Annotated in this window: 18 protein-coding genes; all 18 read left to right on the forward strand. The window is 72.5% G+C overall.

Going from position 1 to position 21,085, the window contains the following annotated elements:
• Positions 1-2 precede the first annotated feature (2 nt).
• A complete protein-coding gene (locus TA3x_RS20115) occupies positions 3-1,046 on the forward strand; it encodes a CDP-alcohol phosphatidyltransferase family protein (protein ID WP_435016457.1) in 1,044 nt (347 codons plus the stop codon).
• On the forward strand, positions 1,039-1,812 hold the full coding sequence (locus TA3x_RS20120) for a glycosyltransferase family 2 protein (RefSeq protein WP_435016458.1): 774 nt from the start codon (positions 1,039-1,041) through the stop codon (positions 1,810-1,812). The genes TA3x_RS20115 and TA3x_RS20120 overlap by 8 nt, the downstream gene beginning before the upstream one ends.
• Positions 1,809-2,531, forward strand: coding sequence for a class I SAM-dependent methyltransferase (locus TA3x_RS20125; protein ID WP_435016459.1), 723 nt, complete (start codon positions 1,809-1,811; stop codon positions 2,529-2,531). The genes TA3x_RS20120 and TA3x_RS20125 overlap by 4 nt, the downstream gene beginning before the upstream one ends.
• On the forward strand, positions 2,524-4,017 hold the full coding sequence (locus tag TA3x_RS20130; protein ID WP_435016460.1) for a hypothetical protein: 1,494 nt from the start codon (positions 2,524-2,526) through the stop codon (positions 4,015-4,017). Before TA3x_RS20125 ends, TA3x_RS20130 begins: the two co-directional genes overlap by 8 nt.
• Before the next feature lie 128 nt (positions 4,018-4,145).
• Positions 4,146-5,330, forward strand: a complete 1,185-nt coding sequence (locus TA3x_RS20135; RefSeq protein WP_435016461.1) for a glycosyltransferase family 4 protein — start codon at positions 4,146-4,148, stop codon at positions 5,328-5,330.
• Complete coding sequence (locus TA3x_RS20140) at positions 5,311-6,645, forward strand: glycosyltransferase family 9 protein (RefSeq protein WP_435016462.1); 1,335 nt, start codon at positions 5,311-5,313, stop codon at positions 6,643-6,645. Before TA3x_RS20135 ends, TA3x_RS20140 begins: the two co-directional genes overlap by 20 nt.
• Positions 6,632-6,799 (forward strand): hypothetical protein, encoded by a 168-nt coding sequence (locus tag TA3x_RS20145; RefSeq protein ID WP_435016463.1) that lies wholly within the window; start codon positions 6,632-6,634, stop codon positions 6,797-6,799. Before TA3x_RS20140 ends, TA3x_RS20145 begins: the two co-directional genes overlap by 14 nt.
• A gap of 317 nt (positions 6,800-7,116) precedes the next feature.
• Complete coding sequence (locus TA3x_RS20150) at positions 7,117-10,089, forward strand: serine/threonine-protein kinase (RefSeq protein WP_435016464.1); 2,973 nt, start codon at positions 7,117-7,119, stop codon at positions 10,087-10,089.
• 35 nt (positions 10,090-10,124) lie between these two features.
• A complete protein-coding gene (locus TA3x_RS20155; protein WP_435016465.1) occupies positions 10,125-10,679 on the forward strand; it encodes a DUF4149 domain-containing protein in 555 nt (184 codons plus the stop codon).
• A 115-nt stretch (positions 10,680-10,794) separates the two neighbouring features.
• Positions 10,795-12,237, forward strand: a complete 1,443-nt coding sequence (miaB, locus tag TA3x_RS20160; protein ID WP_435016466.1) for a tRNA (N6-isopentenyl adenosine(37)-C2)-methylthiotransferase MiaB — start codon at positions 10,795-10,797, stop codon at positions 12,235-12,237.
• 11 nt (positions 12,238-12,248) lie between these two features.
• On the forward strand, positions 12,249-13,010 hold the full coding sequence (locus tag TA3x_RS20165; RefSeq protein WP_435016467.1) for an SMI1/KNR4 family protein: 762 nt from the start codon (positions 12,249-12,251) through the stop codon (positions 13,008-13,010).
• A gap of 122 nt (positions 13,011-13,132) precedes the next feature.
• Entirely contained in the window at positions 13,133-14,065 is a 933-nt protein-coding gene (locus TA3x_RS20170; RefSeq protein ID WP_435016468.1) for a formylglycine-generating enzyme family protein, read from the forward strand.
• Positions 14,066-14,194: 129 nt separating this feature from the next.
• Positions 14,195-14,530 (forward strand): hypothetical protein, encoded by a 336-nt coding sequence (locus tag TA3x_RS20175; RefSeq protein WP_435016469.1) that lies wholly within the window; start codon positions 14,195-14,197, stop codon positions 14,528-14,530.
• 64 nt (positions 14,531-14,594) lie between these two features.
• Positions 14,595-15,068 (forward strand): S1 RNA-binding domain-containing protein, encoded by a 474-nt coding sequence (locus TA3x_RS20180; RefSeq protein ID WP_435016470.1) that lies wholly within the window; start codon positions 14,595-14,597, stop codon positions 15,066-15,068.
• Positions 15,069-15,108: 40 nt separating this feature from the next.
• Entirely contained in the window at positions 15,109-15,339 is a 231-nt protein-coding gene (locus TA3x_RS20185; protein ID WP_435016471.1) for a hypothetical protein, read from the forward strand.
• Positions 15,336-15,614 (forward strand): hypothetical protein, encoded by a 279-nt coding sequence (locus TA3x_RS20190; protein ID WP_435016472.1) that lies wholly within the window; start codon positions 15,336-15,338, stop codon positions 15,612-15,614. Before TA3x_RS20185 ends, TA3x_RS20190 begins: the two co-directional genes overlap by 4 nt.
• A 201-nt stretch (positions 15,615-15,815) precedes the next feature.
• On the forward strand, positions 15,816-18,971 hold the full coding sequence (gene glnE / locus TA3x_RS20195) for a bifunctional [glutamate--ammonia ligase]-adenylyl-L-tyrosine phosphorylase/[glutamate--ammonia-ligase] adenylyltransferase (RefSeq protein WP_435016473.1): 3,156 nt from the start codon (positions 15,816-15,818) through the stop codon (positions 18,969-18,971).
• A 68-nt stretch (positions 18,972-19,039) separates the two neighbouring features.
• On the forward strand, positions 19,040-20,995 hold the full coding sequence (locus TA3x_RS20200; protein WP_435016474.1) for an ATP-binding protein: 1,956 nt from the start codon (positions 19,040-19,042) through the stop codon (positions 20,993-20,995).
• The last annotated feature ends 90 nt before the right edge of the window (positions 20,996-21,085 follow it).

The following is a 21,085-nucleotide window of genomic DNA, read 5'->3' on the forward strand; positions in this document are numbered from 1 at the left end:
CGATGATCCGACCGACCCCGCACGTCGTGATCGACGCCCGCCCCCGCGGCCCGCGCGGCCCCCTGACCGCCGAGCGCGTCCTGGGCCGGCCGGTCCTCGACCACCTGATGGACCTGGCCGGGGCCCTCGCACCCGCCGGGCCCGTCGCCATCCACGCCCGGATCGACGAGCATGAGGGCCTCCGCTCGGCCCTCGGCGGCCACGTCGCGGGCCGCTATCGCCTGGCGACCGGGCCGCCCCCGGAAGGGGCCGCGATCCTCCGGTCGGACCGGCTCTACGACCCGGCCCGTTTGCGGCGGGCCGTGCTGAACGGCCGCGACCCCGAGACCGCCGTGATCTGGCGGCTCGACCGCCCGCGCGGGCTGGATGGGGCCGACGCCGAGCTGATCCGCCGCCGGACCTACCAGCCGATCGGCCGGTTCTGGGCCCTGGGCCCGGCCCGGCTCCTGGCCCGCCTGCTCCGGCCGACCCGGGTCCGGCCCAACGCCCTCACCCTGGGGGCGGGCGGGCTGGTGCTGGCGGCGTCGGCCCTGGTCGCCTTCGCCCCGATGCCCTGGGCCTCGCGCTGGTTGGCCGCCGGGTTCCTGGCCGCGGCGCTGGTGCTGGACACCGCCGACGGCCACCTCGCCCGGCTCCAGGGGACCGCCTCCGAGTTCGGCCGCTGGCTCGACGCCGTGCTGGACGAGATGGGGGACATGGCCCTCCACGCCGGGATCGCCTACGCCGCATTCGTCCGCGACGCCCACCCCGCCTGGCTGGGCGCGGGGATGCTCTACGCGATGGGCAAGTACGTCTTCATGGTCAGCAACCAGGACGCCCCCGCGCCCAAGCCGACCGCCGACGCCCCGGCCGCCCTGGCCCTGCCGGAAACCCCCGGCCTCTGGCGCGGGCTGCTCCTGCTGGCGGGGCACGCCGACATCCGCTGGCACCTCTGGATCGTCCTGGCGGCGGTCGGGCGGCTCGACGCGGCCCTGGTGTCGTATAGTCTCTACTTCCCGCTGCGGGCGATGGCCGGCGCGGCCCGGAAGGTGGCCCGCCATGCCTGATCGGCCCACCCTCTCCGCCCTGATCGTGGCCAAGAACGAGGCGGCCACCCTGCCCGAGTGCATCGCCGCCCTCGACTGGGCCGACGAGGTCGTGGTGGTGGTGGACGCCTCCAGCACCGACGCGACCGAACGGGTCGCCCGGTCGACGCGGGCCCGGGTCCTGGTCCGGCCGTTCGACGACTTCGCCACCCAGCGCAACGCCTCGCTCGGCCTGGCCACGGGAGACTGGGTCTTCGCCGTGGACGCCGACGAACGGGCGACGCCGGAACTGGCCGCCGAGATCCGGGCCACGCTGGCCGACCCCGCCCGGACCCACGCCGGCTACCGGGTGCCGATCCGGAGCGTGGTCCTGGGCCGTCGTTTCCGCTTCTCGGGCACGCAGCACGACCTGCCTTTACGCCTGTTCCGCCGCGACCTTGGCCGCTGGGTCGGCACGGTCCACGAGACCGTCGACCTCGCCGGCACGTCCGGGCAACTCGATTTTCACCTGGAGCATCGGACCATCCCTGATATGCAGACCTTCCTCTCCAAGATCAACCATTACACCAACCTGGAAGCGATCCGGTTCCACCGCGAAGGGCGGCCGTTCCGCGTCGTCGACCTCGCCGTCCGGCCGTTCTGGACGTTCGCCAAGCTCTACCTGGGCAAGCAGGGGTTCCGCGACGGCGTCGAGGGGCTGGCCTTCTGCGCCCTGTCGGGGCTGTCGGTGGCGGTCCGGCACTGGAAGCACCGCGAGCTGATCCGGTCGGCGGGGGGGGCGTCATGACGATCCTCCACGATGCCGAGGTCGGCACCCGGTTCGACATCCACGCGGCGCGATTCAAGGCGGCGGTCGCCCCCGACGACGTCCGCCTGCGGGCGGTCACGCGGGCCCTCGGGCCCTTGGCCGGCCGGCTGATCCTCGACCTCGGGTGCGGCAAGGGGCGGTTCGCCGCCCACCTCCGCGACCAGGGGGCCAACGTCGTCGGCGTCGACCTGTCGGCGGCCATGCTCGCCGAGGCGTCCGGCTTCCCGCGGGCCCGGGCCTCGGCCCGTCGCCTGCCGTTCGCGGCGGGGACGTTCGACGGGATCGCCGCCGTGGAGGTGCTGGAGCACGTCGGCGACGTCGGCCCGGTGCTCGCCGAGATCCGCCGGGTCCTCCGCCCGGGCGGCCGGCTGGCGATCGTCGACAAGAACGCCGGGGCCCTGGACGCCCGCCGCCCCTGGCTGCCGAGTTCGCTGGTCAAGCGGATCGACGAGCGGCGCGGCCTCTGGATGTACCCGGCCGACGGCCCGGTCCGCGAGCGCTGGTTCTGGCCGGGCGGGCTCCGCCGTGAGCTGCGCGAGACCGGATTCCGGGACGTCCGGGTGTCGCACCTGCTCCGGCCCGAGGAGGCCCGGCGGCGGATCTTCCGCGCCGTGCCCACGGCCCGGTTGTGGACCCTCTGGGCGGCGCGGACGCCGGCCGAGGCGATCGCGGTCGGATCGGACTTCGGCCATGATTGACCCGTCGGGCGGCCCCTTGCCGCCGCTGCCCTTGCTGTTGTGGGAGGCCCCGCCGGGGCTGGAACTGGCCCTGGGTCAGGAGGGGGTGCCCTTCGTCGCGATCCGCGACCGCCACCCCCTGGCGTTCCGGTCGGGCCGGTTCGTCCTGTTCGACGGCCGCCGCACGCCCGCGTCGCGGGTCCGGGAGCTGCTGACCCCGGATCAGGTCGTGATCGACATCGACGACTTCCGCCGGGGGGAAGCCGTCGACCCGTTCCTGGCCCTGATCGACGCCGAGTCCGCCCCCGCGTCGTGGGAGGTGGACGGCCTGCGGCTGGTCGAGCGGGTCGGGCGATACGACAAGGCCGCCATCCGCGCCCGCCTGATCGCCGGGCTCCGCGAGGCGGTCCGGCGCGAGGACGGGATCTGGGCCCGGCTGGCCCCGTTCCCGTTCCCCTACCGTTCGGCGTTCAACCTCCGGCTCGACCTCGACGAACCCTACCCCGATGACCTGGCCCGGTTCGCCGAGGCCCGGCGTCCGCTCGACGATTGCTCGACCCACTTCGTCAGCACGGCCGCGTATGGCGACCGGCCGGACGTCCTGGAGGCCCTCAAGCCGGTCGATGCCCAGTCGCACGGGCACCACCACTTCGTCTACCGCGACCCCGCCGCGAATCGGGCCAACCTCCGGCGGGCCCACGACCGGCTCGCGGCAGCCGGGATCCACCCCGAGGGGTTCGCCGCCCCGCACGGCCGCTGGAACCCGGGGCTCGACGACGCCCTGGAAGGGCTGGGGTACGCCTATTCGTCGGACTTCCAGCTCGGCCACGACGACCTGCCGTCCTTCCCCTGGCGCGACGATGCCGGGCGATTCTCGCGGGTCTTGCAGGTTCCGGTGCACCCGATCTGCGAGGGGCTGTTCGACGAGGCGGGCGGGCAGGGGCGGCAGATCGGGGCCCACTGGATCCGCACGGTCCGGGCCAAGATCGACGCCGGCGAGCCGGCCTTCGTCTACGGCCACCCGGAGCGGAGGCTGGGCCGATACCCCGAGGTCGTCTCGGCGCTGGCCGAGTCGATCGAGGGGGAAGGGCTGCTCTGGCGGACCACGCTGACCGAATACGCCCGGTGGTGGCGGTGGCGGTCCGAGCGGGCCTGGTCGGTCGAGGACCGGGGCAACGGCCGGTATGAGATCCAGTTCGCCGCCTGGGACGACCGCCACCCGCTCGGCCTGGAGATCGTCCGGGGGGACCTGGTGGCGACCATCCCCCTGGCCGGGCCGCGGACGCCATTCTCGTTCTCCGGGCTGGCCTACGAGCGGCGGCGGGTGCGGGCCGACCTGCCCGGGCCGACGATTTTGAAGGGGCCGAGGGGCCTCCGCGAGGCGGTGCGGTCGGCCCTGGACTGGGAGACCGTGACGCCGGTCGAGGACCTGCCGGCCGGGTCGTTGCCGGCCCTGGTCAAGCGGGGGCTGAGGCGGTGGAAGGCGCGATCCGGGGCGGGGCGATGACCAGGTTGGGGTTGACGGGACGGGCGAAACCGGCCAGATGTAGGCACCGATCATCCTGATCGGTCGTGCGACGCGCGAGGTGCCATGGATGGCGCCGTGACGCGAACCAGGGAAGGACGGGCGAACGCATGGCGACCGGAGTCGTGATGGCGAAACGGCACGCCCCACCCGCGCCGGACAGGCTCGGGGCACGGGGCGGCGTCGCGCGGACGGTGGCGCCCCCGATCGCGGCCCGGCACTGGCTGGCCGAGCGGTCGCGCGGGGAGATGGCCGCCGGTTCGGTGGTCTTCCACGCCCCCTCGACGGCGTTCCAGTCGCCCGGGGGCGGCGAGAATCAGCTCGTCCAGACGGGCCGCTACCTGGAGGCCCGGGGGCAGGCGGTCCGGCCGTTCATCCCCTGGACCGACCGGCTCGACCGGGCCCGGCTGCTCCACCTGTTCGGGATGTCGCGCGAGGGGCTGCAGCTGGCGAAGCTCGCCCGCGCCCGGGGGATCCCGGTGGTGGTCTCGCCGATCTGCTGGATCGAGCCCCGGGCGATGGCCGCGCTGGCGGTCGACCCCCTGGGGCGGCTGGCCAACCGGGCGAAGTGGCGGCTCAAGGCGCTGGCCCCGCGCTGGCCGTCCTGGCGGCGCGACCTGCTCCGGTGCGCCGACGCGATCCTGCCGAACTCCGAGGCCGAGGGCCGGCAGCTGGTCCGCTGGTTCGGGGCCGACCCGGCGAAGATCCGCCCGGTGCCCAACGGCGTCGAGGAACGGTTCGCCCAGGCCGACCCGTCGGCCTTCCACGCCGCCCACGGGCCGGACCGGTTCGTCCTCTACGTCGGCCGGATCGAGCCCCGCAAGAACGTGCTGGGGCTGGTGGAGGGGGTCCGCGCCGCCGGCCTGCCGCTGGTGGTGATCGGCGACGCCCTGCCGGGCTACGAGCGCTATGCCGCCGACTGCAAGAGGGCCGGCGCCGCGTTCGCCCGCTGGCTGCCCCGGGTCGACCACGACGACCCGATGCTCCAGTCGGCCTACGCGGCGGCCCGCGTCCTGGCCCTGCCCAGCTGGTTCGAGACCCCCGGGCTGGTGGCCCTGGAGGCGGCGCTGGCCGGCACGGCGGTGGTGGTGACGCCCCACGGCTGCACCCGCGAGTACTTCGGCGACCGGGTCAACTATGCCCGGCCCGACCGCCCCGACGAGATCGCCCGGGCCGTGTCCGAGGCCTGGCGCGACGGGCCGGGGCCCGGCCTGGCCGACCACGTCGCGGCCCATTACCCCTGGTCCGAGGTCGCCCGACGCACGGCGGAGGCCTATGACCAAGTCGCCCGCTAGCCCCCGGCCGGTCCGCACCGGGCGCTATCGCTACACCAAGTGGCGATGGCGGATCTCGGTCGGCCTGCTCGACGCCCTCGGCGGCCTGATCGTCGCCCTGTGGGGTCGGCTGCGCCCCCGCGCCGAGGCCGGCCCGACCCGGAAGATCCTGGTCGTGCAGCTCGACCACATGGGCGACGCGATCCTGTCGAGCCCGATCTTCCCGAGGCTCCGCGCCCTCTACCCGGGCGCGACGATCGACGTCCTGGCGTCGCCCAGCAACCGCGAGGTCTTCGAGGCCGACCCCGAGATCGATGAGGTCCACCTGGCCGACCGCAACTGGTTCGACCGCCGCCCCGGCCGCCGCGCCCTGGGGTCGGCGGTGTGGGCCCTGGGCCGATCGCTGCGGGGCCGGGGGTACGACCTGGGCATCGACGTGCGGGGGGATGTCCTCACCGTGTTCGTCCTGGCCCTGGCCGGCATCCCGCGCCGCCTGGGGTGGGCGATGGGCGGGGGGGGCTTCCTCCTGACCGACGTGGCCGACTGGGTGCCGGGCCGGCATGAGGTCGAGTCGCGGCTGGCCCTGCTGGCGAAGCTCGACGCCCCGGCCGACCTCCCGGCCCGGGTCCGGGTCCACGCCACCGACCGCGATCGGGCCCGGGTGGCCCGCCGGCTCCGCGACGCCTGGCCGGTCGCCCGCGCGGCGTCCCGCGTCCCGGCCCGGGTCGGGCGCAAGGGCACCTCGGACTTCCGATCGCACCCCAACCTCCCCGACGACGACGCGCCCGGCTGGCTGCACGCCGGCCGGTTCGGCGAGGCCGCGCCGATGCTGGCCGTGCACCTGGGCGCCGGGGCCGCCGCCAAGAGGTGGCCGGCCCGGCACTGGCGCGAGCTGATCGGCCGGTTCCTCCAGGACGGGTGGCGGGTGGTGATGGTGGGCGGGCCCGACGACGTGGCGACCGCCGCCACGGTCGCCCCCCACGCCGGCCTCCGCGACTGGACCGGACGCCTCGCCCTGGCCGAGACCGTGGCCCTGATGGAAAGGGCCGACCTGTTCATCGGCTCGGACTCCGGCCCGGCCCACCTGGCGGCCTCGACGGCGCTGCCCTCGGTGATCCTGTTCAGCGGGACCAACCGACCCCGGCAGTGGCGGCCCTGGTCGAGGCGGGCCCTGGTCCTGCGCCAGAAGGTCGCCTGCCGCCCGTGCCACCACAAGGCCTGCCCGCTGGCCGACCACCCTTGCATGTCCGGGCTCGCCCCGGATCGGGTCCACCGGGCGGCCCTGCGCTGGCACGCCCGGCTCCGCCGAGCCGAGGTCGCCCATGCCCCGGCCTGACCCGACGCCCGGCCCCCGGCCGTCCCCGGACTGGCGGGGCTGGATCGCCCTGGCCTGGGCCGCGGCCGCCGGCGTGCTGTATGCCCGGATGGTCCTGGAGGAGCGGGCCCCGGGGCTGCTCCGCTCGATCGGGCGGCTGGCCGGGGCGGGCTGAGCGGCCTGCGCCCTTCGCCGGTGGTAGCGGTGCCCCCGGAACCGGGCGACGTGCCGGGCCTCCCCGATCGGCAGGTCGGACGACGCCGATCAGGGCGAGCGCGGCGGAGCCGATCGGGAAGGCCGCCGGCGCGAGGTTGAAAATCAGGGCGGGGCCGGACAGGGACGGCACCTCCCGGCGTCGGATCGGGGTGCATCGCGGGATGCCCGCCCATCCGAAAATCGATTGCGAGCCTTCGGATCGCTCCGTTATCATCCATCATAGCGGACGATGGCGGTCCTCCATCCCCCAACCTCGCGTGCGCGGAGGGACCACCCATGCTTCAATCGAACGACCCCGGCTTGAAGCAGGATGGGCCCCCCTCCGGCCCGGGCGGGGCGTCGGCCGATCCCGGCGGCGCCGGGGATCCGCTCGATCCGCTGGCGACGATCCGGGACCGCCCCTCGTCGGCTGATCGTGCCGGGAGCCTGTTCACCGAGGTCGACCCGGGCGGGTGCCCGCCCACGACGCCCCCGCTGGACGAGACCTGCCAGGCGTCCATCCCGACCTGGGCCATGGACCGGACCCGATCGCACAACCCGGGGCCCCCGCCCACCTTCCACGACCTGCCGGCGGGCGAGTCGCGGGTGGGCACGCGGCTGGGCGACTACGAGATCGTCCGGTACATCACCAAGGGGGGCATGGGCTACGTCTACGAGGCGGTCCACCTCAAGCTGAGGCTGCCGGTCGCCCTGAAGACGATCCGCCCGGAGCTGACGACCAAGGCCGACGTCGACCGATTCCTGGCCGAGGCGCAGGCCGTCGCGAAGCTGCACTCGCACCCGAACATCGTCAAGATCCACGGGATCAACTTCGACCTGGACGAGCCGTACTTCGTGATGCAGTACGTCCGGGGCGGCAGCCTCCGGGGGCGGCCGGAGTTCCAGGCCGACCCGAGGCGTGCGGTCGAGGTGATGATCAAGGCGGCCGAGGCGATCACCCACGCCCACCGCAAGGGGATCCTCCACCGCGACCTGAAGCCCGACAACATCCTGATCGACGAGGACAGCACCCCGTTCGTCACCGACTTCGGCCTGGCCAAGCGGGTCGACCCGACCGAGGGGGGGACCGTGGCCCTGGCCCCGACCCTGGCCGGGTCCGCCCCCGGCGGCGGGTCGCGGATCGCCGGGTTCGACACCGGCCAGGAGCAGGAAGGCTCGCGGCTGGGGACCCCGTCGTACATGCCGCCGGAGCAGGCGCTGGGGCGGCAGAAGGACGTCACGACGCTGTCCGACGTGTATGGCCTGGGGGCGACCTTCTTCGCCCTCCTGTGCGGACGCCCGCCGTTCGTCGGCTCGGGGGTCGCCGACATCCTGACCCAGGTCGTCGAGGCGGAGGTCCCCTCGCCGCGGGCCCTCAACCCTCTGGTCGACCCGGACCTCGACGCGATCTGCCGCAAGTGCATGGCCAAGGACCCGAAGGACCGATACCCGTCGGCCGACTCCCTGGCCCACGACCTCCGGCGCTGGCTGGAGGGCAAGCCGGTCCACGCCCGCCCGATCGGCATGGCCCGGCGGGCCGCCCGGTGGGTCCGCCGCGAGCCCGCCAAGGTCGCGGGCATCGGGCTGATCGCCGCGCTCGGCGGCCTGGCCGGCTACCTGCGGTACGAGCATTACCTGGACGGCCTGGCGACCGACCTCAACGAGCGCAAGGTGGTGTCCGCCTTCCGATCGGCGGGCGACGCGGTCGCCAAGCTCACGGATACGTTCGAGCGGGAACTCGGCTCGGACACCCACCAGGACCCGATTCGGGTGAAGGTCCTCGACGCGGCCCGGAAGTACTTCGTCGGCGTGATCCAGGAGCACAAGGGCCAGCTCGAACAGAGCCCGCGCGGCCGGATCGAGCTGGCCAAGGCCTACATCAACGTCGCCGAACTGGGCAACAAGACGTCCGACTCGGGCGCGGCCAGCGACCCCAACTTCGACAGCGCCATCTCGGTGCTGGCGCCCCTGGACGGCGAGGCCGGGGTCGACCCCGCCACCCAGCGCGAGGCGATGTGGGAGCTGGGCCACGCCTATCACGAGTACGGGATCCTGCTCACCAACCGGGGCAACGACCACAAGGCCGTCGAGCAGTTCGAGCGGGGGCGCAAGACCCGCGCGGCGATCTGCGAGCCGTGCCCGGCCCACGAGGGCCGGAGGGATGGCTGCGTCGGGGACTTCCGGGCCCGGAACGCCCTGGGGCAGAGCCACGGCTGGATCGGCGACTATTACTCCAGCATCGGCGACTCCAGGACGGCGCTGGCGGAATATTCCGCCTCCCACCGGATCCGCCGAACGCTCCACGACGACCTCGCGAAGAATCTCGCCGGGGCGAAGGCGGCCCGGGCCGAGGCGGCCGCCGCGGGCGGTGCCCCGACCCTGGACGACGCCGCCTGGAAGGCGCTCGTCGAGGAGGAGGTGGACGCGGCCCTCCAGCTTTCCCGCAGCTTCGGCAACCTGGCGATGCAGGCCCGCTATGACGGCAAGCTGGGCGAGGCCATCGCCAGCCGGGAGGAAGGGAACCGGCTCCTCCGGGGCGAGCTCGCCGACCCCGAGGGACTCGGGGAGATCTCCGACAAGCTCCGGCGGGACCTCGCCGAGGACATGGCCCGGGGGCACCACCAGCTCGCCGAGCTGATCTACGAGGACGAACTCTACAAGAAGGCCGGGGACCTGTCCGCGGCCTTCGCCTCGGCCGGGGCGGCCATCAAGGGCTTCGAGGATCTGGTCCGGGCCCGGGGGGGCGTCGAGGAGTATCGCTTCCTCCAGGCCACGTCCGAGGTCCTGAACGCCACGCTCCTGTTCCACGCCGGCCGGGATGCCGAGGCGTCCGCCGCGTGCGACCGGGCCGAGGCCCTTTTCGGCATCACCCCGCACAGCCAGGAAGACAGCGAACGCCGGCTCGCCCTGGCCCGGCACCTCCTGCTCCGGGGTCGCCTCGACCTGCGGGGCGGCCGGCCGCAGGCCGCACTCGATCGGGTCCGGGCCTCGATCCAGGAACTCGACAAGCTGATCGAGCGCAGCCGCCACGTCAACGAATACCTCAGCCAGAGGGCCGAGTCCCTGTTCACGCTCGCCATGGCCTACCGCGCACTCGGACGGCCCGATGACGCGTGGCAGAACCTGATCGCCGCGATCGACGAGCAGGACAGGGTCTACTCGAAATCGAACATGACCAACCTCTATTTCGACCGGCTCACGAGCTACAAGGAAGCGCGCCGCGAGATGGAGAGGCCGCGCCGGCCCCAGCCTCCGGCCGCGACGGACTGACGCCCCCCTCCTCGAACCCCGGCGGAACGCGGCCCATGTCAGACCGGTCGATGCTGGCGATCCTCGATAGCATCTACCTGTTCGCGCTGGCCGCCTGGGTGGGCGGCATCGCCTTCTTCTCGTTCGCCGTGGCCCCGGTCATCTTCGCGGTGCTGGGGGCGGAGCAGGGGGGGCGGTTCGTCCGGGCGTTGTTCCCGAGGTACTATGCCTGGGGCGTCGTGAACGGGGCGGTGGCGCTGCCGGCGCTGGTGGGGGTGGCGTTCTGCGTGCCCGGGCTCCGCGGGCCGATGGTCGGGCTCCAGGCGGGGCTGATCCTGGCCGGGACGCTCACCATGATGTACTGCGGCAACACGCTGACCGGCCGGATCAACGCGGCCCGCGACCGGGGGCCCGAGGGCGCCGCGCGGTTCGACCGGCTCCACCGCCGGTCGGTCCGGCTGAACGGCATGGTCCTGGTGATCGGGATCGTGCTGCTGGTCCTGTTCGCGACCCGGCCCCGGCCGCCGATCCCCGGGGCCGCCCCGCCCCCGGGCGACGGCCGAATGCCGGCGCGAGCCGGTAGCCAGGCGGGGCGGGGGTTGGTAGAGTAGAACGCCCGGAGGGGGCCGGCCGGGATGCCCAGGCCCTCGACCGATGCGCGACGCCGATCAACCTCCTCCCGCGACCGCCGCTTTCCCATCGCAGGCCGGTCCAGGAGCCCCATTCATGCCGGACGCCGCCCCGCCCCGACCGAAGAAGCTGTACATCGAGACGGTCGGCTGCCAGATGAACCTGCTGGACAGCGAGCTGGTGGTGGGCAAGCTCCGCAATGACGGATACGTGCTGACCGACGACATCGACCAGGCCGACACGATCCTCTACAACACCTGCTCGGTCCGCCAGCACGCCGAGGACAAGATCTACAGCGCCCTGGGCCGGATCCGCCAGATCAAGAAGGATCGGCCCGACGTGGCCATCGGCGTCCTGGGGTGCATGGCCCAGAAGGACCAGGGGCAGATCCTCAAACGGGCCCCGCACGTCGACATCGTGGTCGGCCCCGGCCAGCTCGGCCAGGTGTCCGACCTGCTGGCCGAGGCCAAGGCCGACGGCAAGCCCCGCATGGCCGTGAGCCTGCCCCGCAACGCCGGCGCCCGCGACGCCATCACCGCCAGCTTCGCCGAGTACGACCCGCTCCGCGAGCCCGCCATGCGGCCCAACCCGTTCCAGGCGTTCGTGCGGATCATGATGGGGTGCGACAAGTTCTGCACCTACTGCATCGTCCCGTCCGTCCGCGGCCCCGAGCAGAGCCGGCCGCCCTCGGTGATCTGGGATGAGGCCCGCACCCTCGCCGACCAGGGCGTCCGCGAGATCACCCTGCTGGGCCAGACCGTCAACAGCTACAAGTTCACCGCCGGCGACGGCCGCACCTATCGCCTGTCCGACCTGCTGGCCGGGCTCCACGACATCGCCGGCATCGAGCGGATCAAGTTCATCACGAACTATCCCAACGACATGACCGACGACCTCCTGCGGGCGATCCGCGACCTGCCCCGGGTCTCGCGCTACCTCCACGTCCCGGCGCAGAGCGGGTGCGACGACATCCTCAAGCGGATGAAGCGCGGCTACACGGTCGGGCTCTACGAGGACATGATGGCCCGGATCCGGGCGATCCTGCCCGACGCCGCCGTGACCAGCGACTTCATCGTCGGCTTCTGCGGCGAGACCGAGGCCTCGTTCCAGAAAACGATGGACCTCGTCGCCCGGTCCCGGTTCAAGAATAGCTTCATCTTCAAGTACAGCCCCCGGCTCGGCACCAAGGCCGATACCCTTTTGATCGACGACGTGCCCGAGGACGTCAAGAAACGGCGGAACGCCGAGCTGCTCGCCCTCCAGACCCAGATCACCCTGGAGGAGAACCGGGCGTTCGTCGGCCGGACCGTCGAGGTGCTGGTGGAAGGGCCGAGCAAGGCCGCCCCCCGCCTCGATCCCGACGCCGACCCGCACGGCCCGGCGCAGCTGGCCGGGCGGACCGCCTGCGACCGGATCGTGGTGTTCGACGGCCCCGGGCGGCTGATCGGGCGGTTCCTGCCGGTGGAGATCGAGTCGGCCAGCGGCGTGACCCTGTTCGGCCGGGCGGCGACCGCCGAGTTCGCGGCCCCGGTCGCCTGACGGGAGTTCGGATGGGACACGAGCTGGCGAATCTGGTCGGGCGATGGTGCGACGCCGTGGGCGTCGATGCCGCGAGCCGGCCCACGCTCGCCCAGCTCGCGCTCGGCTTCCCCGGCGGCCTCGAAGACCGCCCCTGCTGCCGGCCCGGCACCACCCCGGCCAAGCTCCTGAGCTGGGAACGGCGCTACGGCTTCCTCCTCCCCGGCTCGCTCAAGGCGTGGCTGCTCCTGTCCGACGGCCTCGGCGGACCGAACGGCCCGTACATCCACCCGCTGTCGGGCATCGGCCCGATGGTCCCGTTCGCCCGGGTGCCCGGCCTGGTGATCCAGCCGGAGAGCTGGTTCGAACTGGGCAATCCCCACGTCGAGACGGTGTGCATCGACCTCGCCTATCGCTGGCCGGGCGGCGACTCCCCCCTGTTCACGTCGGGCGACGACGAGACCGGCAGCGCCCCGCGGATCATGTCCTCGGGCTTCGCCGACTGGTTCCTCCGCCTGCTCCGGGGCGGCGGGGCCGAATACTGGTTCGCCCCCGGCTTCGTCCCCCTGGGCGACCCCTGGGCCGAGCACCGGCTCCGCGCCCCCACGCCCCCGCTGGCCGAATGGCTCCGCCGCAAGCTCCCCGACGCCCTCCCCCTGGTCACCCGCGGCCTCGACGACCGCGCCCTCGCCGAGGCCCTGGGCATCGGCTTCGAGGACGCCGAGGCCATCGTCCGCCACCTCCAGCACGCCCCGCTCGGCCTGGCCACGATGGGGGCCGGGCTGGAGGACTGAATCCGTTCCATCGGGGCGGGCGGCCTATGCAGCGGGGTTGGCAGTGATCTGTCGATCAGGACGAGCGGAATCGATTGATTCCCGAGGCGATGTGCAACGGCCCTGACCTCGTGGGGTGGCGCATGAACCGAATCCCGAGGAAGGGCCTTCTCATCGCGGCTTGCGCCGTCGCCGGTCTCGCCCTCTGGTTCTGGGCAAACCTCGAGGTCATTCCGAAGCCGACCGCCTTTACGCCCAGCCCGCCCGGGCCCACGTCGCCCGATCCGGAAGGCCCGGAGCCGTCGATCGGGCCCGCCGAGGCGGATGCCGCCGGGCGAAAGCGGGACGACAACGGCCTGCGGATCGGGTTCCGCTACTGCCCGCCCGGGTCCTTCCAGGCGGGGAAGGGTCCACGGGCGACCCGGATCGTCCTGGATCGGGGCTTCTGGATCGGCGAGGCCGAGGTGACGCAGTCCCAGTGGCAAGCCGTCATGGGGACGACCCTTCGCCAGCAGCGGGCGAAGGACCCGGGCCAACCCCGGCCGGTCGGCGACGGCTCGATGAGGGAGCACGTCGGGGAGGGTCCCGACCACCCGATCTATTTCGTCAGCCAACCCGAGGCCCAGGAGTTCTGCCGCCGACTCACGGGGACGGAGCGTGCGTCGGGGCGTCTCGCGCCCGGCCTCGAGTTTCGGCTCCCGACCGAGGCCCAGTGGGAGTATGCATGCCGCGCCGGGACGACGACGGCGACGGCGTTCGGCGATCGCCTGGGCGGGGACGACGCGAACATCGACGGGACCAAGCCGTACGGGGGGGCGAAGCCCGGGCCGTATGTGAAAGAAACGACTCCGGCCGGCCGATATCGGGCCAACGCCTGGGGAGTGCAGGACATGCACGGCAACGTCTGGGAATGGTGCGGCGACAGCACGGGCGGCGAGGCCCGGCCTGCCGCCCGCGGAGGCTGCTGGCACAACTCGGGCGTCCAATGCCTTTCGACTTCGAGGTTCGAGAGCGATCCCGATACCCGGGGCTCGGGGCTGGGATTCCGCGTGGCCCTGGTCGTCGCGAAGTCCTAGTCAAGCAGGGTGGGCACCTCCCATCGTGCTAGATGGCCGGCATGGAAAGGTGGGCGGCTCCCACCCGGCGGAACTCCGGAGGTCCGGGATGGTATGGCGGTGCCCGCCTCGCAGACCTGACGGGTCGTCATGAGCCAACGTCGCCGCGAGCCGACCAACCTCGAGTTGCTCGATCAGTTCTGGCGTCGCTCGCCGTTTCACGACGAGTCGATCCAGGAGGTCATCGCGCTGAATCGGCGGGTCGTGATCCGCCTCGAACGGATGACGCTCGTGATCACCGGCGCGACGGGCCTGACGCGTTGCGACCTGCCCTGCCTCTGGCTCGACCAGTCGGTCGTCCCGAAGGGGGATCGGTTCGTCCTCGATGTGGAGACGGACGACGGGCACCTCATCGTCGCCGGGCAGGACATCCGCCTCATTCGAAACAGCGACCTTGCCGTGCTCATCCCGCCGCTCGATGCTTGACCCGTGGATGCCGGTGGTGGTGCCCACCCGGCGAGGATGGACCGTCGATCGAGGGAGATGTCGCGTGGAGGAACTCGCCCCGGGGTCGATCATCGATGCGGTCGTGGTCCAGATCGAGCCTTACGGGGCGTGGGTCGACCACGGAGGGCAACGCGGGCTGATCACCATCCCCGAGGTCTCGTGGTCCCGGATCCGCCACCCGGGCGAAGCGTTGAGCGTCGGGCAGCGGGTCAGGGCGAAGGTCCTCGGGGTGGCGGCGGGCGAGTTCTCCGCGTCGATCCGGGCCGCCCACCCCGAACTGGACCCCTGGCGCGATCCCGAGTCGTTCGGCGTGGGCGCGACGTTCGTCGGGCCGGTGGTGCTGGTGACGGACTACGGCTGCTTCGTCGAGCTGCGCCCGGATGTCAGGGGCCTGCTGCGTCGGGAGCGATGCCCGGAGGGGGTCTGCGTGGGGGACAGGCTCCGGGTCGCGATCCTGTCGGTCGATGCGGTGCGAGGGATGATCGAACTGGACCGATTGCCCCTCGACGCGGCCTGATCTGACCCACCGTCGCGGCGGACAGGCATGGGAGGGGAGGATGAACGATCACCATCAGGCCGACGACATCCCGCCGCATCGGCCCCAGAACCGATCCTCGGCGACATCGAAGCTGAGGCGTGGCCGGCGTCATTGCCCGATCTACCTGGAGCCGCTCGGCAAGGTCGCCGGCCGAACGCGGCTGATGCGGTCCTGCTCGGCCTGCCTCGCCCATCCCTCGCCATCGAAGCGTTGCCTCCGCTGCGGGGCGTCCGACGGTACCGAGCCATGAAAATACCTCGTTCGAAGCTCACGGTGCGGCGGATCATGCTCGCGGTGGCGATCGTCGCCGTGATTTCCGGCGGAGTGGCGTGGTGCGTCAAGATGCGCCGTCTTTTGCGGTCTTATCTGTCAAAATCCGCGATCTATGAGTTGCGTTACGACGCCAGCCCGAAGAACCCATCGGCCGCCGTGCGGGACTGGGAGTACGAGATGATGATGAAATACCAACACGCAGCCATGTTTCCCTGGTCTCATCTTGAGCCCGACCCGCCCGAGCCGAAATAAATGGAACGGCCGAGTCTGTGCACGCCTGGCGATTATGCTCCTTGCAACAGTCGAGATCAGGGTTCCTGGGCGGGGTCACGCAATTGTGGCCGAGCGACATGACCCCCGTTCGCCCCGGCGGGCGTCCTCGGTATGATGGGGCGAGCCGCCCAGCTTGCCCATCCCGACGGGCCCCGGATTCTACCCGAGGCAAACTCCCCGATGCCGCCGAACTTCCCGTTCGCGACCGCTGAGCGATTCTCCTCGCTGCTGGAGAACCCGCAGATGGCGGGGTTGTGGCTGTCGGGCCTGGGGGTGCGGGATGCCGAGCGGGGGCTGCGCGACCTCCGGGACCTGGTCCGGCGGGGGCTGCCGGTCGGGCTGGTCGCGCGGATGGCGGAGCAGCTCGACGAGATCCTGCCGCGATGCCCCGACCCGGGGATGGCGCTGACCAACCTGGAGCGGTTCGTCGCGGCGGCGCCCGACCCCGAGGCGATGCTCCGGTCGCTGGCGACGAACCCGCGCGCCTCGGAGATTGCCGTCCAGCTGTTCAGCACCAGCCAGTTCTTCACCGAGCTGATGATCCGCGACCCCGACCTGCTCGACTGGCTCCGCTCCGGCTCGCCGCGGCTCGACCTGTCGGAACTGATCGAGGAGCTGTGGGGGCGTTTGATCGAGGCCCCGACCGCCGAGGACCGGAAGATCGCCCTGCGGCGGTTCCGGCTCCGGGAATTGCTGCGGATCGGCTACAACGACATCGTCCGCGACCTCCCCCTGGAACTGGTCACGCTCGACCTGTCGCACCTGGCCGACGCCTGCGTCGAGGGGGCGTATCGCCTGGGCCGCCGCCTGCTCGACGAGAAGCACGGGACGCCCGTCGACCGCGACGGCCGGCCGGCCCGGTTCGTGGTCCTGGCCCTGGGCAAGCTCGGCGGCGAGGAGCTGAACTACAGCTCGGACATCGACCTGATCTTCGTCTATGACGTGGAGGGGCAGACCGCCGGGCCCCGGCCCCTGTCGCACGCCGAGTACTTCGCCCGGCTGGGCGGGGAGATCGTCCGCACCCTGTCCGACCACACCGCGCTGGGCATGGCCTATCGGGTCGACATGCGGCTCCGCCCCGAGGGGGACCAGGGCCCCCTGGCGCGGTCGCTGGCGTCGACCCTGGGCTACTACCAGAACACCGGCCGGACCTGGGAGCGCCAGGCGCTGATCAAGTGCCGTCCGATCGCCGGGGACATCGACCTCGGCGACGACTTCCTGGCCGCGATCACCCCGTTCGTCTATCGCCGCTACCTGGGGGCGGCCGAGATCGCCGAGATCAAGGCGATGAAGCGGCGGATCGAGCAGAGGACCGTCTCGGCCGGCACCTCCGGGGTCGAGGTCAAGACCGGGCGCGGGGGGATCCGCGACGTCGAGTTCGTGGTCCAGTTCCTCCAGCTCCTCCACGGCGGCGAGTTCCCCGAGGTCCGCCACGCCAACACCCTGGTCGCCCTGTCAAAGCTGGAGATCGTCGGCTGCCTGACCGCCGAGGAACGCGGGATCATGGTCGACACCTACCGCTTCCTCCGCCGGGTCGAGCACCGGCTCCAGACCATGTTCGACCGCCAGACCCACGAGATGCCCCGCGACCGCGAGGAGCAGCGCGTCCTGGCGATCCGGATCGGATACCCGCCCGCCAGCGTGTGGGAAGACCGCACCGGCCCGGCCCAGCGGTTCCTCAACGACTACCGCTCCAAGACCGAGCAGAACCGGGCGATCCTCAACCACCTGATGCACGACGCCTTCCTCGGCGGGGGCGATGAGGACGGCGTCGGGGCGATGGCCGCCGACCCGGCCGTGGACCTCGTCCTGGACCCGATCCCCGGCCCCGACCTGATCGCCTCGGCGCTGGGCCGGTATCCGTTCCGCGACCCGGTGACCGCCTACCACAACCTGATGGCCCTGTCGCGCGAGGAGAGCCCGTTCCTGTCGCGGGCCCGGTGCCGCCACTTCCTGGCCGGGATCGCCCCCCGGCTGCTCCAGGCGGTGGGCCGCGCCCCGGACCCGGACATGGCGCTGACCAACCTGGAGAAGGTCTCGGCCTCGCTGGGCGCGAAGGCGATGCTCTGGGAGCTGTTCAACGTCAACCCGCCGACGCTCCGGCTCTACGTCGAGCTTTGCTCGACCAGCCAGCTGTTGTCGGAGATCCTGATCACCAACCCGGGGATGATCGACGACCTGATGGACTCCTTGGTCGTGGACCGGTCTCAGCCGGCCTCGGCGATCCGCTGGGAGCTGGCCGAGCTGTGCCGGCACGCCGAGGAACTGGCGCCGATCCTCCTGGGGTTCCGCAACAAGGAGTGGGTCCGGATCGGCACCCGCGACATCCTCCGCCGCGAGCCGATCCGCGACGTGACCCGCGAGCTGGCCGACGTGGCCGAGGCGGTCGTGGACCAGATCGCCCGCGCCGCCTGGCGGATGAAGGTCAAGAAGTACGGCATCCCCCGCCGCCAGGCCGACGGCCGCCGCGCCAACTGGGCGGTGATCGCCCTGGGGAAGCTGGGCGGGCGCGAGCTGAACTACCACAGCGACCTCGACCTGATCTTCGTCCACGAGGGGGAAGGCCGGACCGACGGCGGGCCGGGGCGTGAGTCGGTGCCGATCGAGCAGTTCTACGGCGACGCCGCCCGCCGGGTCCTGCGGATGCTGACCGCCCCGCCGGAGACCGGGCGGATCTACGCGGCCGACGCCCGGCTCCGCCCCTACGGCAACGCGGGGCCGCTGTCCGTCCCGCTGCACATGCTGGCCGACTACCTCCGGGATCGCGCCCAGCCCTGGGAGCGGCTGGCCCTGACCCGCGCCCGCGTCATCCACGCCCGGGGCGGGTTCGGCCGGGCCGTGACCCGGGCGATCCGCGAGGCGCAGGTCATCCCGACCGACCCGGACGCGCTGGCCCGCGAGGTCGTGGCGATGCGGCGGAAGCTGGAGGAATCGCGCGGGCCCAACGACCTGAAGCGCGGGCCGGGCGGGCTGGCCGACATCGAGTTCCTGGCCCAGTACCTCCAGCTGGTCCACGCCGCCGAGGACGGCCCGGCCCGCGCCAACGTGTGGGAGGCCCTGGACGCCCTGACCCGGGCCGGCCGCCTGGCCCCCGACGACGGCCGCGACCTGCTGGAGGCCTACGAGTTCCTCCGCACGGTGGAGGCCCGGCTCCGGGTCGTCCACAACCGGGCCGCCGGCGACTGGCCCGAGAACGTCGACGACCTGGCCCGCCTGGCCCGCCACCTCGGCTATGATCGGCCCGACCCGGCCGAGGCCGGCGCCTCGATCCGGGCCGACGCCGCGAGGCTGGCGGTGCGCACCCGCTCGCTGTTCGCCCGCTATCTCGGGGCCTGAGCGGCCTCGCTGCCCCCACGGTTGTGGTAGGATGATCCCCGACGAATCGGCCCGGCGGGACCCCGGCGATGACACGCGCGACGCGGCTGAAACTGGTGATCGGCTTCCTGCTGGCGACCTCGCTGCTCGGGGCGATGTCCGCCCTGGCGCAGCTCTCGACCGCCCGGCTGGCCGCCGACGGGCGGCTGGTCGCCCAGACCCTCGGGGCGCTGGCCTCGCTCGAAGAGACGCTGTCGCTGACGCTCGACGCCGAGACCAACCAGAGGGGCTACCTCCTGGCCGGCGACCGGGCGTTCCTGGACGACTTCGAAACCTCCGCCGCGCTGGCGATCGACCGGGCGGCCGTGCTGGCCCGGATGGTCGCCGACAACCCCGAGCAGGCGAGGCGGGCCCGGCTCCTCGCCGCGGCGATCGGCGAGCGGATCGCCCTGATGCGAAGGGCGATCGCGACGGCCGGCGAGGCCGATGGCCAGGCCCGCGGCCGGGTCATCTCCGGCGAGGGCCGCGACCGGATGGCCCGCTGCCGCGCCCTGGTCGCCGAGATGCGGGCCGCCGAGCGCCAGCTCCTGGCCGACCGGATCGTGGTGTCCGAGCGGAGCACCCAGTTCGTCGCCGCCGCCCATGCCGGCCTGGTGATCGTGGTCCTCGGCCTGCTCGGGGTGGTCTACCTCCTGATCCGCCGCGAGTTCGCCGGCAGGGTGCGGATCGAGGAAGCCTTGCGCGTCAGCCGCGAACGCTACGCGGTGGCCGTCCGGGGTTCGCGCGATGGCCTGTGGGACTGGGACATCGTGACGAACCAGAGCTACTTCTCCCCCCGATGGAAGCAGATGCTCGGCTATGAGGACGGCGAACTGTCCGACGACTATGCCCAGTTCCTCGACCTGCTCCATCCCGACGACCTCGGCCGGGCGCAGGAGACGATCCGGTGCTACCTGGAAGGGCAATGCGACGAGTACGAGCAGGAGATCCGGCTCCGCCACCGGGACGGGACCTATCGCTGGATCCTGACCCGGGGGGTCGCCCTCCGCGACGGCGACGGACGCCCGTATCGCATGGCCGGGTCGCACACCGACATCAACGCCAGGAAGGTCGCCGAGGGGCTGCTCTCCGAGCAGAACCGCCGCCTCGAAGCGGCCGTCGCCTCCGAGCGCGAGGCCCACGACGAGCTGAAGCTGGCCCAGAGCCGGTTGGTCCAGTCGGAGAAGCTCGCCGGCCTGGGGCAGATGGTCGCGGGCGTGGCCCACGAGATCAACAACCCGCTGGCCTTCGTGATCAACAACGTGGCCGTGCTCGACCGCGACATCGCCGACCTCAATGCCCTGGTGGCGCTCCACGAGGAGGCGACGCCCCTGCTGGCCCGCGAGGCCCCCGACCTGCTGGCCCGGATCCGCGAGTTCCGCGACCGGGTGGACATCGACTACACCCTGGAGAACCTCCCCGGCCTGCTGGCCCGGTCGCGCGACGGCCTCTCGCGGATCGAGCAGGTGGTCAAGGACCTCCGCCTGTTCGCCCGGCTCGACGAGGGGGACATCAAGGAGGCCGACCTCAACGACGGCATCCGGACCACGATCACGATCATCCGGGGCAACGCCCGCCGCGACGACGTGGCCCTGGAGGTCGACCTCCGGCCCCTCCCCCCGGTCGCCTGCCACCCGGCCAAGATCAACCAGGTGGTGATGAACCTCCTGAGCAACGCCGTGGACGCCAGCCCGGCGGGCGGGACCGTCTCGATCCGCTCGTGGCCCGAAGCCGACGCCGTGGCCATCGCGGTCTCGGACACCGGGCCCGGCATCGACCCCGCCATCCGCGGCCGGATCTTCGACCCGTTCTTCACCACCAAGCCGATCGGCAAGGGGACCGGCCTGGGCCTCTCGATCAGCTACGGGATCATCCAGGAGCACGGCGGCACCATCGAGGTCGCCACCGCCCCCGGCCGGGGCACCACCTTCACCATCCACCTCCCCCTGGCCCCCTCCGTCCCCGCCCACCGCGACGAGCCCTTCGAGCCGGCCTCCACGGCGTGAATTCGGAAGGCCTCCGGCGGCGGCCAAATCCGCCTTGCCGGGCCGGGCAGAGCCCGTATGATGGCCGCGCCCTCGGGGCCGGGGCCAACG

Origin of the sequence: Tundrisphaera macrotermitis (assembly GCF_051175315.1) — a bacterium.
Classification (GTDB): Bacteria; Planctomycetota; Planctomycetia; order Isosphaerales; family Isosphaeraceae; genus Tundrisphaera.

Coding starts and splice junctions, on each gene's coding strand:
- TA3x_RS20115 (WP_435016457.1), top strand. CDS start 3: ATGATCCGACCGACCCCGCACGTCGTGATCGACGCCCGCCCCCGCGGC.
- TA3x_RS20120 (WP_435016458.1), top strand. CDS start 1,039: ATGCCTGATCGGCCCACCCTCTCCGCCCTGATCGTGGCCAAGAACGAG.
- TA3x_RS20125 (WP_435016459.1), top strand. CDS start 1,809: ATGACGATCCTCCACGATGCCGAGGTCGGCACCCGGTTCGACATCCAC.
- TA3x_RS20130 (WP_435016460.1), top strand. CDS start 2,524: ATGATTGACCCGTCGGGCGGCCCCTTGCCGCCGCTGCCCTTGCTGTTG.
- TA3x_RS20135 (WP_435016461.1), top strand. CDS start 4,146: ATGGCGACCGGAGTCGTGATGGCGAAACGGCACGCCCCACCCGCGCCG.
- TA3x_RS20140 (WP_435016462.1), top strand. CDS start 5,311: ATGACCAAGTCGCCCGCTAGCCCCCGGCCGGTCCGCACCGGGCGCTAT.
- TA3x_RS20145 (WP_435016463.1), top strand. CDS start 6,632: ATGCCCCGGCCTGACCCGACGCCCGGCCCCCGGCCGTCCCCGGACTGG.
- TA3x_RS20150 (WP_435016464.1), top strand. CDS start 7,117: ATGCTTCAATCGAACGACCCCGGCTTGAAGCAGGATGGGCCCCCCTCC.
- TA3x_RS20155 (WP_435016465.1), top strand. CDS start 10,125: ATGTCAGACCGGTCGATGCTGGCGATCCTCGATAGCATCTACCTGTTC.
- miaB (WP_435016466.1), top strand. CDS start 10,795: ATGCCGGACGCCGCCCCGCCCCGACCGAAGAAGCTGTACATCGAGACG.
- TA3x_RS20165 (WP_435016467.1), top strand. CDS start 12,249: ATGGGACACGAGCTGGCGAATCTGGTCGGGCGATGGTGCGACGCCGTG.
- TA3x_RS20170 (WP_435016468.1), top strand. CDS start 13,133: ATGAACCGAATCCCGAGGAAGGGCCTTCTCATCGCGGCTTGCGCCGTC.
- TA3x_RS20175 (WP_435016469.1), top strand. CDS start 14,195: ATGAGCCAACGTCGCCGCGAGCCGACCAACCTCGAGTTGCTCGATCAG.
- TA3x_RS20185 (WP_435016471.1), top strand. CDS start 15,109: ATGAACGATCACCATCAGGCCGACGACATCCCGCCGCATCGGCCCCAG.
- TA3x_RS20190 (WP_435016472.1), top strand. CDS start 15,336: ATGAAAATACCTCGTTCGAAGCTCACGGTGCGGCGGATCATGCTCGCG.
- glnE (WP_435016473.1), top strand. CDS start 15,816: ATGCCGCCGAACTTCCCGTTCGCGACCGCTGAGCGATTCTCCTCGCTG.
- TA3x_RS20200 (WP_435016474.1), top strand. CDS start 19,040: ATGACACGCGCGACGCGGCTGAAACTGGTGATCGGCTTCCTGCTGGCG.